This window comes from Variovorax sp. YR750, assembly GCF_900109805.1.
Lineage (GTDB): Bacteria > Pseudomonadota > Gammaproteobacteria > Burkholderiales > Burkholderiaceae_C > Variovorax > Variovorax gossypii.
This window is the reverse complement of sequence record NZ_FOBJ01000024.1, coordinates 86756-99843: the sequence shown is the minus strand read 5'-3', so window position 1 is coordinate 99843 and position 13088 is coordinate 86756. Positions and strand designations below refer to the sequence as shown.

6 protein-coding genes are annotated in these 13088 nt (G+C 63.1%); all 6 read left to right on the top strand.

Annotated features, from left to right (window positions below; translation table 11 throughout):
* Window positions 1-1266 (top strand): ATP-binding cassette domain-containing protein (locus tag BMY35_RS35040; protein ID WP_143080812.1); only part of this gene is annotated, 1266 nt, incomplete at its 5' end.
* A 53-nt stretch (window positions 1267-1319) separates the two neighbouring features.
* Entirely contained in the window at window positions 1320-2744 is a 1425-nt protein-coding gene (locus BMY35_RS35035) for an HlyD family type I secretion periplasmic adaptor subunit (RefSeq protein WP_256230485.1), read from the top strand.
* Window positions 2741-4021 (top strand): glycosyltransferase, encoded by a 1281-nt coding sequence (locus BMY35_RS35030; protein ID WP_093209404.1) that lies wholly within the window; start codon window positions 2741-2743, stop codon window positions 4019-4021. The genes BMY35_RS35035 and BMY35_RS35030 overlap by 4 nt, the downstream gene beginning before the upstream one ends.
* Window positions 4021-5343 carry a glycosyltransferase family 4 protein gene (locus BMY35_RS35025; protein ID WP_093209403.1) on the top strand — a complete coding sequence of 441 codons (1323 nt, stop codon included), beginning with the start codon at window positions 4021-4023 and terminating at the stop codon, window positions 5341-5343. The genes BMY35_RS35030 and BMY35_RS35025 overlap by 1 nt, the downstream gene beginning before the upstream one ends.
* 36 nt (window positions 5344-5379) lie before the next feature.
* Window positions 5380-5790 carry a hypothetical protein gene (locus tag BMY35_RS35020; protein ID WP_093209401.1) on the top strand — a complete coding sequence of 137 codons (411 nt, stop codon included), beginning with the start codon at window positions 5380-5382 and terminating at the stop codon, window positions 5788-5790.
* A complete protein-coding gene (locus BMY35_RS38975; protein ID WP_143080811.1) occupies window positions 5787-13064 on the top strand; it encodes a calcium-binding protein in 7278 nt (2425 codons plus the stop codon). Before BMY35_RS35020 ends, BMY35_RS38975 begins: the two co-directional genes overlap by 4 nt.
* The last annotated feature ends 24 nt before the right edge of the window (window positions 13065-13088 follow it).

Genomic DNA, 13088 nt, shown 5'->3' with positions numbered 1-13088 from the left:
CTGAGCCTGGCTGTGGTGCCCATCCTGCGCCGGCGCCTGGACGAGAAGTTCGCGCGCGGCGCGGAGAACCAGGCGATGCTGGTGGAGACCGTCAGTGCCGTACAGACCGTCAAGGCCACCGCGCTCGAGCCCGCCTTCGCCCGGCGCTGGGACAACCAGCTCGCGGCCTACGTCTCCGCCAGCTTCAGAACCCAGAACCTCGCGAGCTGGGCCCATGAAGGCGTCAACCTCATCGGCAAGCTCGTCAATGCCGCCACGCTCTGGTACGGCGCGCACCTTGTGATGAACAACGACCTGACCGTCGGCCAGTTCGTCGCCTTCAACATGTTCGCCCAGCGCGTGAGCCAGCCCATCATGCGCATGGCCCAGCTGTGGACCGACTTCCAGCAGACCGGCATCTCCATGGCCCGGCTCGGGGACATCCTGAACACCCGCACCGAGGTGCCGCCGAGCACCGCCGCCCAGCTCCCGGCCCTCAAGGGCCGCGTGACGCTGGACAACCTCACTTTCCGCTACCGCCCCGAGGCAGCGCCTGTTCTCAATGGCGTCAGTCTGGATGTGCGCCCCGGCGAAGTCATCGGCATCGTCGGGCGCTCGGGCTCGGGCAAGAGCACGCTGACCAAGCTCGTCCAGCGCCTGTACACCCCCGAGCAAGGGCGCTTGCTGGTCGATGGCATCGACATCAGCCTGATCGATGCGGCGCAGCTCAGAAGGCAGGTGGGGGTGGTCCTGCAGGAGAACACCCTCTTCAACCGCAGCGTGCGCGAGAACATCGCCATCGTCGATCCGGCGGCGCCGCTGGACGCGGTGATCCAGGCGGCGCAGTTGGCCGGGGCCCATGAGTTCATCAGCGAGCTTCCCGAGGGCTACGACACCATGGTCGGCGAGCAGGGGGCGAGCCTCTCGGGCGGGCAGCGCCAGCGCATCGCGATTGCACGGGCGCTGTTCACCCATCCGCGCATCCTGATCTTCGACGAGGCCACCAGTGCGCTGGACTACGAGAGCGAGGCCATCGTGCAGCGCAACATGGCGCACATCTGCAAGGGGCGAACCGTCTTCATCATCGCCCACCGCCTGAGCGCGGTGCGGCATGCGAACCGCATCATCGTGATGGACAAGGGGAAGATTGTCGAAGGCGGCACGCACGAGAGTCTGCTGAGCAGACCCAAGGGCATCTATGCGCACCTGTGGAACATGCAGGGCGGTGGGCATCCGACGGAGACAGAAGGCAGCAACAGCGCAAAGGGTGCGGGAGCGCCTGCATGACGCCTGAAGTGTCTACAACGGCTCCTTCGGCCAATGCGCCTCAAGTGAGAGACATGCGCCATCCTGTCTTCGAGTTGCTGGGCCGCTATGGCGCGATCTTCAAGGCTGCCTGGAAGCATCGCCACGAACTGGCTGGCCCGAAACGCCTGGCCGATGAAGCGGCCTTCCTGCCTGCAGCACTCAGCCTGCAGGACACCCCCGTGCACCCGGTGCCCAGGCGGCTGGCCTATGCGCTGATCGCGCTGTTCCTCATTGCGCTGGCTTGGGCCATCTTCGGGCAGGTCGACATCGTGGCGGTGGCACCGGGCAAGATCATCGTGAGCGAGCGCACCAAGATCATCCAGCCGCTGGAGGTGAGCGTGGTCAAGCGGGTGCTGGTGAGGGATGGAGACCATGTGGAGGCAGGCCAGTCTTTGGTCGAGCTTGACCCCACCATGGCCACGGCCGACAGGACGAACGTCAATGAGCTGCTGAAGGCGGCGCAGTCCGAGGTCATGCGCACCCGGGCACTGCTGAAGGCGTTGAACGCCGCTGAGCCACATGCGCCGGACCTAGGCAAGACGATTCCACAAGGCTGGTCCGATGAGGACCTCACTTCAGCTCGCGCAGAGCTGAATGACGAATGGAGCGACATCACGGCCAAGCTGGCCAAGGCGGCCGCCGAGATCAACCGGCGACAGGCCGAGATTGCGACCGCGCGCGAGGTGGTCACCAAGCTGGAGACGACGCTTCCCATCGCAAGACAAAGAGAAGCCGACTTCCGCCAACTGGCCGATCAGGGCTTCATGTCGAGCCATGCGAACCAGGACCGCACGCGCGAGCGCATCGAGATGGAGCGGGATCTGGCGACGCAGCGCGCCCGACTGGCTGAGGCCAACGCGACCCTGAGGGAAAGCGAGAACACGAGGGCCGCCTACATCGCCGAGACGAAGCACAGCCTGAGGACGCGGGAGGCCGCAGCCGAACTCAAGCGCCAGCAAGGCACGCAGGACCTGGCCAAAGCAGGTCAGCGCGAACGCCTGACCACGCTCAAGGCGCCTGTGGCCGGCACGGTCCAGCAACTTGCCGCCCACACCGAAGGCGGTGTCGTCACGGAAGCGCAACCCCTGATGGTGATCGTGCCCGACGGGGCGCAGGTGACGGCCGAGGTGACGCTGGAGAACAAGGATATCGGCTTCGTGAGCCCGACGCAGGAAGCGGCGATCAAGCTGGAGACGTTCCCGTACACGCGCTACGGCACGGTGAACGCGACCGTGAAGACGGTGACGGCGGATGCGGTCAATGACGAGAAGCGCGGGGCGATCTTCCCCGTCACGCTGAACCTGAGCTCCACCACCATCGATGTGGACGGCAGGCCGATCAAGCTCAGCCCGGGGATGAACCTGACGGCGGAGATCAAGACGGGCAAGCGGCGAATCATCGAGTTCCTGCTCAGTCCAGTTCAGAGAGCAGCGAGTGAAAGTTTGAGGGAGCGATGATGATTCCAGGCAGCATCGCCAGCCCGCGCATTCTGGTGGCGTGGGAGCACGGCAGGAATATGGGTCACCTGGTGCGGTCGTCGGAGATCGCCAACCTGATCAGGGCACGTGCAGGAACGGTTGCCTGGGCCGTTCCTCCGCAGTACACCGGCCACCCGTTGATTGCAGGGCGTGGCGAACCGGTCCATGTCGCTCCAACCTTCGCCTCGCCAGCAATCCCAGGTATCGCTACGGCCGGCCAGGAAGCAACTACGCGCCTGTCTTCCTTCGCCGATGTGCTGCTGGTGCTGGGGTTTCACGATGTCAGGGCCGTTGAAGTTGCCGTCACCCGATGGCTGAAGCTGTTTGCAGCCGTTCAGCCCACAGCCGTCCTGTGCGACTACGCCCCCTTTGCGCTGTTGGCCGCCTGCGTGGCTGGCATTCCTGCGACCCAGATCACCAACGGCTTCGATGCGCCGCCGCCCGACTTCCCGTTGTTCGATTCGACCGTGCGCGGCCCCTATCTGGAGCGGGTGAATGCGCAAAAGATCGCGAAACTGGATCAGACGGTAACCCGCGTGGGGCGAACCCTGGGCGCGACGGGCCTGTGTCTGGCCGACTTCATGGCATGGCCGAACGTGGTGATCGACGGCATTCCGGAGACGGATCCCTATGGTGCGCGCGCCAACGCCGTCTACATCGGCCCGTTCGCGTCATCGACCCCTGTCTGTGCGCCAAGCTGGCCGGGCGAAGAGCAGGACGCAAAGGGCAAGCGGGTCTTCGCCTACCTGCGAGGCAGGGAGACGAGCACGGTGTTGGAGGCACTGCAGTCACTGGGCCGGGCAACTCTTTGTCTGTGGCCGGATGCCTCCGACGACGAGTTGCGTCGATTCGATGGGACGTCGGTGCGGGTGACGCGAGAGCCGCAGAACCTGTCGCTGGTGCTGAGTCAGGCCGATGTGGTCATCAACTACGGCTCTTCTGGTTTCCTGAATGCGACCCTGCTAGCAGGGAAGCCTCAGCTCATGCTGCCGACGGACATGGAGAAGCTGATGTTCGCGCGGCGCGTCGAGCGGCGGGGGGCGGGCCTCGCATGGCACGCCAGCAAGGGAAGTCTTCGGTGGGCCATTGACTGGGTTTTGAACTATCCGGCGTTGACTGACACGGCCCTGCACATCGGACGTCGCTACGGTGAGCGGCAGCTTGATCGCCAGAGGGACGTGTTCCTGGACCGGTTGATGGGCAAGGCAGAGGACGCACGGTGTGTGTCCCATGGCGAAGGCGTGGGAGGACCGTAGTGCGGATCCTCGTCATCCATCAGAACTTTCCGGGGCAATTCGGCCATCTCGTGCGTGTCTGGGCCGCGCGGCCGGGTTGGGAGGTGCGTGCCCTGGGACGGCCAGGCGCGCCGGGACTACCGGGTTTCGGGCAACTGGTGCGCTACCCGCTTCCGCGGGCCGGCTGTGCGAATCAGCACCCCTACCTGCGCCAGTTCGAGAACGCCGTGCTCCATGGGCAGAGCGCCGTTCGAGCCATGGTCGAGATGCGCCAAGGCGGTTTCACGCCCGACGTGATCCTGGCCCATCCGGGCTGGGGCGAGAGCCTTTATGCCAGGGACGTGTTTCCCGATGCCCGCCTGATTCACTTCTGCGAGTGGTATTACAGCGCTGAAGGCGCGGACGTGGGCTTCGATCCTGAATTCCCGATCAGCTTGGATGACCGCGCGCGGGTGCGCACGTGGAACGCGCAGCATGCGCTGAATCTTCTCGAGTGCGATGCGGCCGTGAGCCCCACGCAGTGGCAGAAGAGCCGCTACCCGGCAGCGCTGCGCGACAAGATCGTGGTGCAGCACGAAGGCATCGACACACATGCCCTGCGGCCCGACCCGCAGGCGACCTTCACGACGCCCGGTGGCGTGACGCTCCGGGCGAGTGATCCGGTGATCACCTACGTGGCGCGCAACCTGGAACCGTACAGAGGGTTCCATGTGTTCATGCGTGCGCTCGAAAAGATCCAGCGCGCGCACCCGAAGTGCCATGCGCTGATCGTCGGTGGCGACGAGGTGAGCTACGGGCGGCGTCCCAAGGCTGCAGCCCACTGGCGGGAGCGGATGCTGAAGGAAGTCAAGCTGGATCCCACCCGGACCCATTTTCTTGGTCGCCTGCCCCGTGCGCACTACCTGCGCGTGCTGCAGGTGTCGGCCTGCCATGTCTACCTGACCTATCCCTTCGTGCTGAGTTGGTCGCTGCTGGAGGCGATGGCTTGCGGCGTGCCGATCGTGGCCTCGGACACGGCGCCGGTGCGCGAGGTAATCGAGGACGGCAAGATGGGGCGATTGGTGGATCTCTTCGACATCGGACGTATCACCGAGGCTGTGCTCGGTAGTCTGACGAAGCCGGAGAGTGCACGGCGTATGGGGCACAACGCTCGAGACCATGTACAGCGCTACAGCCTCGCAGATGGGTTGGCAGGGTACGACCGGTTGCTGAAGAACTGTGATGAGTCTCGTTGCGCGCCGGAGTATCGCGACGAGGAGCATGACATCTTGATCAGGCCAACGAACAGAGGAACAGGCTCCTCAATAAATAGCCTCTTGAAACAGAAAACCAGTTTTCATTGAATTTTCCGAGACGGGTTGAATAAATTGGAGAGATCTATGACGTACAAGCTTGAAAAAATCACCAGCAATGATGTCGAGAAGATTTTCTCGGACGCGGATGAAGCTAAGCAAAGTCGTTTGCAAGCACGCGGAGGATTCTTCTCGGATAACAGTGATGTTGGCTGGGCAATTGACAGGGGGCGAGGGAACTATTTGCTGAGGGCGCCTACGGTTGGGGCGCGATCGGATTATGTGCATTTTTATTTTCATTTCCAGTCGACCACCTATGAATTCAGGGTCAAGAGATTCGGGCAAAACGAGGTCGCAAAAATGGATGAGTTGCCGCCGGAGGCAACTCGGAGCGAGTTTTTCAGCGAATTGAAGGCCGCATTCCCTGTTCTTCAATCGGAGTACGAGGTGCCTCTTTACGTTCTCAATCTCGATGAGAGCAACGGGAGTCAGCAATGAGTATCAGCTTTCTTGCGGCCAAGCTCGAGCTGACTGACTCATCGGTTAAACATACTGTCAGCTCCTTGTTTGAATTGGTTGCACGTACGTCCGGCGCTGTAAGCAATGCCAATCTGGGCGACACGTACATCCTGTTTACAGGAAACATGCCAGATGGAACTTCAACCGGAGTTATTGCCGATGCTGTCGTTACCAGTACAACCAATGGTGTGCATGACCTGCTATCCAGCGACGTGGGTAAATTGCTGGATCTGCCAGTATTCGATGAAAAATTAAATGCTGCTGTGGCAGATGAACTAGGAATTGTTCTTCAGGACGCAACACCAGAGCAACTGAGCCAAATCAAAGAGAAGGCGGATTTGTACAAGAGCGGGAGAGATTCGACGGGTAACAGGATTAGCTCGTCCTCGCTCTGGGATTTTGCGTCAAACCAGTTTGTTGCAGAAGCCAAAGGTGAATTTCGCATCATTGCTCCCGGCAAGATAGATGAGATGAGCATCTTTGCAAAAAGCGAACTGCCAGCGCTGCTTGCAAACCCCAACGTCACGACCATTGACGGTGTGTCTCGCATAGATCTGGTGCGATTGCGAGATTCTTCTGGCGGCCTAGATGCAGTCAAGAGTGCTATTTCTGCACACTCCTTGGAGCAGGTTCACTTCAGCGGATTGTCTGCAACGAACCCGGCCGATTACCTCAAATTTAATCCCGACGATCTGGAGGCCGCACTTAAAGATCCGATCAAGCTCGCAGCGTTTCACACTTTGATCGATGGGCTTCCTGCCGATCAGAAACTCAATCTGCAAGCTGGCGTCAAGAGCATGGAAGAAGGCGCCAAGGCCGCGAGTTTGAGCGGAGTGCCGACGGCACTGAACAAACTGGGCGTCCTTGGTGGTCTTCTAGGCTTTGTCATGGCTGCCAAAGCCTCTTCGGACGCGGAAGCCCAAGGGAATACGGAGAGGGCGACAGAAATCATGAAGGAGTGGGCGGTTGACGCCGCGGGCTCCGGCATTGGCGCGATCGTGGGTAATGCCGTTGGCGGGATCGCTGTGGCTGCGCTGGCGGCGGTCGGGGCGACGTTGACTGCTCCGGTCTCAGGGGCCTTGGTACTCGGCGCGACATTGCTTGGCGGGCTTTTTGGAGGCTCTGGCGCCACCGAGTTGTATCACCTGATGGGTGACCGGGACAAGAATGGCCGCCGTGACATCGTCGATCGTCTCTCCAACTTGTTTTTTGGGGCGAATTCCACCATCACGACGCCGCTACCTGCGGATCTGGACGGCGCGCAGTTCACTATCGACGCCAGCTTGAGTCGTGACGAGATGGTGGCCAAGGCACGAACCGACATTGCCTGGCGCTATGCGCTCAGAGAGCTAAATGGCTTCGTGGTGACGGACGTCGACTACTCGCGGCACAACACCGATGGGTCACTCGACTTGCTGGATCCAGAGACAGGTCTGGGCACGATGACCGATCGCTATCTGGCGGATCGGGCTGCCATGCTGGCATGGAAACTCCAATACGAGGTCAATGGGGCACGCGACGATGACGACGGGGCACGCGTCGGTGCCAAGCCCTACAACGAGGATTGGGACACTAACTCCGTTCAGGGAAACTGGGACTTCGTGGATCTCTCCACTCGCATTCCAGGCGGCCAGCCGCTGACGTTGGCGATCGACGGTACAGGAATCTCGCTGAGCGACCATCAGATCGTCTTTGGCACCAAGGCAGCTGACGTCATTGAAGGTGCGGGGCTCTCGGATGCGCTCTACGGTATGGCGGGCAACGATAAGCTCTACGGCAAAGGCGGCAATGACTACCTTGAAGGCGGTGCCGGCAGCGATTGGCTTGAAGGGGGGAGTGGCAACGACACGCTCGTCGGTGGGGCGGATTTCGACGTCTACAAGTTCTCCTCCGGCTGGGGCACAGACATCATCGAGGACAGTGACGGCAATGGCGTGATCGATGTCACCGGTATCGGCACTGTGACCGGATTCGGAGCCAAGAAGGTTGCCGAGAACATCTGGCAGACGGACGACAAGAAGATCAGCTACGTCCTGGTTCCCGGCGAAGGTGAGCACAACGACCTGTACATCAGCTTCTCCGATCGCACCGATCTCATCATCGTTCGCGACTGGAGCAGCAGCAAGAGCCTGGGCATCACGCTGCCCGATGTGGATCCCGACGCGCCCAGCGACGTTGCGCTCTTGACCGGAGACATCCTCAAGCAGACCAGCGGAGGGTTCTATGTCACCAGCGCAAGCGGCTACGCGGGTGCAGGCTTGGAAGCCGACGCCGCGGACATCCTCGTTGGCACCGCCAGCGCAGAAATCATCCAAGGTCTCGGCGGCAACGATGGCATCACCGCGGGCGACGGCGATGACTACATCGAGGGCGGCGAAGGCGACGACCTGGTGCTCGCCGGCTTCGGCGCCGACACCATTTCCGGTGGCGCTGGGAACGACGTGATCTTCGGCAGTGCAGCAGGCGCGATCAATCGCCCCTCGAAGGTGGACTTCACGCCGCCGGCCCTCACGGACTTCACGCAAGCGGCCGATGAGGTGGCGCGCGGATTCTCCTGGCTTGCAGCGCACAGAGCGCTGCCGAGATGGACCGACGATGTCGCCCACCTTCTGAACGTGGGCGTGCTGGGCGCGACGATCACGCCAGGAGGGGAGACGACGGGCAACACCATCGACGGTGGTGCAGGCAACGACTACATTGCCGCAGGCGACGGCGCGGACATTGTGCATGGTGGCGATGACGACGACGACATCGTCGGCATGGGCGGGGCCGACTGGCTTTTCGGCGACGCGGGGAACGACTTCATCTGGGGTGATGGGTATTCTGCCGACCCCGTCTCGGGCATCTACACCCCGAACGATACCCACGGCGACGACTTCCTGTCGGGCGGCGCAGGCAACGATGTCCTCGTAGGACAGGGCGGTGCCGATCAACTCATGGGAGGCACCGGGGACGATTGGCTCTGGGGCGACGACAGCGACGAGGCCACGAGCGGAACGCCCTGGAGCTTGCATGGCAACGACTACCTCGATGGCGGCGAAGGCGCGGATCGACTGATCGGCGGCGGCGGGAGCGACATCCTCTTCGGCGGCGCCGGCAATGACCTCCTCTGGGGAGATTCCGGAAGCGCTGACGAGCCCGTCATGTATCAAGGCGCTGACTACCTGGATGGAGGTGACGGCGACGACCAACTCCACGGTGGTGGCGGCGATGACACGGTCCTGGGTGGCGCTGGCAATGACCTTCTATGGGGAGACGACAGCGAGTCCGTCACGCCCCTGGAGGCCCAGGGCAAGGACTACCTGGACGGCGGCGATGGCGATGACCAACTGGTGGGCGGTGGTGGCGACGACGTGCTGTACGGGGGCGCCGGAAACGATCTCATGCACGGCGATGACGAAGTCGACCATGTCGCTCTGGAAGGACATGGCAACGACATCCTGGATGGGCAGGCAGGCAACGACACCTTGATGGGCGGCGGTGGCAACGACTACCTGCTCGGCGGCGACGGCGACGACGTGCTCTGGGGTGACGAGGGAGACGACACCCTGGTCGGGGGCGCAGGCACCGATATCCTCAAGGGCGGCGCCGGCAACGACACGTACGTCCTGGCCAGCGGCGACGGTGCGGTGAATGCTGCCGGCGAAAGCGAGTCGATCGACGACAACGAGGGGAGCAACACGATCATCCTGGAAGGTGCACAGGCCAGCTCGCTCGTGGTGCAGTACGACAGTTCGGGGGATCTGGGCATCCAGTCCTCGAGCACCGATCGACTGGTCATCGTCAACGGGGTCGCGAACAGCGGCAATACCTATCAGCTCGCCGACGGAAGTACCTACTCCACCAGTCAGCTGCTGGGCACGTTCACCGAGGGCATCGCCATCGCCACGGACGCGCAGGGCAACCGCCATCTGCTCGGCGGCAAGGGGGATGACCAGATCGCCGCGACCACCGGATACGCCACCCTCAGCGGCGGCCTGGGCAACGACACGCTCGAGGCCAGCGGCGGCCACAACACCTATCTCTATTCGCTGGGCGATGGCTCCGACCTCATCCACGACACGAGCGCCCCGACGGATGCCCAGGGTGCGAATGTGTTCAGCAAGATCGTGTTCGGCGTGGGGATCACGCCCGAGAGCCTACGAATCAGCACAGGCAGCGCCAGCGTGGTGATCCAGGTTGGCGAGAGTTCGACCGATGTCATCACATCGGCAACGTTCGACAACTTCCTCTTCGAGTTCGAGGACGGCCGCTCCTTCACCTATGCGGAGATCTCGGCCCAGGGCGAATGGATCCAGGGGACATCGGGCGATGACGTCATCACCGGCACGGCATCGAACGAAAGGATCGCCGGACTTGCCGGCAACGACACCCTCAGCGGCGGCGCCGGCAGCGACTTCCTGGACGGTGGCGAAGGCCAGGACCAACTCACGGGGGGCGCGGGCGACGACATTCTGCAGCTCAGCGGCGGCGGCGCGGCGGATGCCGACCTGCTCTTCTTCAATGCAGGGGACGGCTACGACCGCATCCTGGCCGACAGCGCCCAGGCGGGCGGCAGCAACGGCATCCGCTTTGCGACGGGCATCCAGCCGCAAGGCCTGCAGATCACGCGCCTGAGCGGCGACAGCCTTGGCAACGTCGCGTTGCTGCTGACCTATGGCACCAACGACCGGATCGAGATCGAGGCCGGTGCAGCCGCGCAGATCACGGATCTGACCTTCGCCGACGGTACCGTGCTGAGCATGCAAAGCCTTGTGCAGGCCATCCTGCCGATCGGAACCAGCGGCGACGACCGGCTGATCGGCGCCATGGGCGCCGACACGCTCGACGGCGGCGCGGGCAACGATGAGCTCAGGGGCCAGGACGGTGACGATCAGCTTCGCGGAGGCAGTGGCAACGACCTGCTGATTGGGGGCAATGGCCGCAACACCTATGTGTTCGAGGCCGGCAGCAGCCTGGACCTGATCCAGCCGACGCTCGGCGAGCAAGGCGTGCTTCGCTTCGACGGCATCGACCTGGCCAGTCTGACGGCTTCGTTGGTCGACGGCGATCTGCTGATTCGGACCTCGACCGGCGACCAGGTGCACGTGACCGGCTTCACGGCGACCATGGCCAGCCAATGGAGCGTCGAGACGGAAGATGGTGCACTGTCGGTATCGGACTTTCTCGAGCAGGCCACGAGCCCAGCGCCGGATGCCCTGGCGACGCGCAAGCAGGCCTTCGTCGACCAGCAGCAATGGCAGCTGCGCTCCATGTCGCAGTACTGGCCTGGATGGGACGTCAACGGCGACAGCGGCCAAGCCATTGCGAAGAGCGTCACGCAGTCCACGCTGCAGATGAGCGAGGGTGTCGAGCTGAACTACGCGCACTACCTGGCGCTGTCGAGCCAGACGACCACGACGCAGGTGCAGACCACAGCCCCCATCTATTCCCAGGTGAGGTCGACCGTGGCCCAGCAGCCGGTCACCGGTCAATACATCGCGTTGTCCGGCCTCGCCTCGGGACCGAACGGATATGCCGAACTCCCGGCTAATGCACAGCCGGTATATGGGCCATCGCAAGGTACGGCGGGCGGCGGCACGGTAGGCAACAGCTTCGGGCTTGTCGGATGGCTTGTTCCCGACGCGCAGATCGCCCAGTCGACGGACTCGCGAAGGATCATCGGCTGGCAAACCACCACGGAAGAGCAGACGCAGGTCGCCACCACCGACACGGCCACGCAGCAACTCATCACCGGTACCGAGAGCGCGGACCTGGTGCGCAGCGCCACGCAGGGGGAGGTCGACAACGGCAAGGCGTTCCGCGGCGTCATCGAAACGGGCGCCGGCGACGATCTCGTCCAGCTCCAGTCGGTGGACATCGCCCCCGACTGGAACGACCAGCCTCAAAGCAATGCACGCAGCCGCTACTGGGACTGGGCGGTCCTGAAGCCGGACGCCTCGCCCAGCTTCCAGGTCGCCAGCATGAGGGACCACGGCCTGGGCGCCTGGATCGATGCGGGCGACGGCAATGACACCGTGAGTGGCACGGACGGCAACGACGTCATCATCGGTGGGGCCGGCGACGATTGGCTCGACGGACAGGCCGGTGCCGACACCTACATCGTCGATGCCAGCCAGAGCGGGGTCGACCGCATCAGCGATCTCGCGGAGTTCGGCAGCGACATGGAGCCGTTCTTCTTCGCAATGTACGGCGGCGACCTGAGCCGGTCGAACCAGGACACGGTGGAGTTCGATGGCAGCGTGCAGCTGAGCAACCTCAGCTATCAATGGAACATGGAGCAGGTGGGCGATGGCTACAGAACGCTCGAGTTGCTCGAGAACGGACGCCATTTCCTGTCCATCGACTATCACACCCAGGAGGCCCAGCCCAAGTGGGAGCTCAGCGCGTGGGATCTTCAGCAAGCCGGCGTCACGAAGGCGAGCCTCTCGACGGCGGGTGTCGAACTCTTCCGGTTCGCCGATGGCAACGTGCTGAGTCTTGAGGCGTTGCTGAGCCAGATCGGACAGTACGGCGGCAGTGGCGACGACACCTATGTGGTCGATTCCGCCGATGTCGTCCTGAATGAGAGCGTCGATGGCGGGACCGACCTGGTCCGAAGCAGCGTGAACTACACGCTTGGCGCCAATCTCGAGAACCTGACGCTCACGGGCACGGACGCCATCACCGCGATCGGCAACAACCTGGCGAACACGCTCACAGGAAACTCCGCAGACAACGTGCTCGACGGCCGGGCGGGTGCGGACATCCTGATGGGGGGCACTGGCTACGACACCCTGATGGGCGGGGCGGGTGACGACACGCTCTTGGGTGGCGAGGACGGCGATGTGCTCGATGGCGGCCTGGGCAACGACCGGTTGGAAGGAGGACTGGGCGACGACACCTACCTCTTCGGGCGCGGCGGCGGCACGGACATTGTGGTCGAGGACGACGCCACTGAAGACAACACGGACATGGTCGAGTTCGGTGCCGATGTGTCGACCAGCCAACTGTGGTTCCAGCGGGTGGGCGACAGCCTGGAGGTCAGCATCATCGGGGGGGACGACAAGATGACGATTCAGGACTGGTACCTGGGCGATCAGCATCACGTCGAACAATTCGAGACCAGCGACGGCATGGTCCTGCTCGACAGCCAAGTGCAGAACCTCGTGCAGGCGATGGCGGGCTTCGCGCCGCCAGCAGCGGGGCAGACCAGTTTGCCGGCCGACTACCAGAGCAGCCTGAACACCGTTATTGCGGCCAATTGGCACTGATGGCGCAAAGGCCCGAGGTCCGAT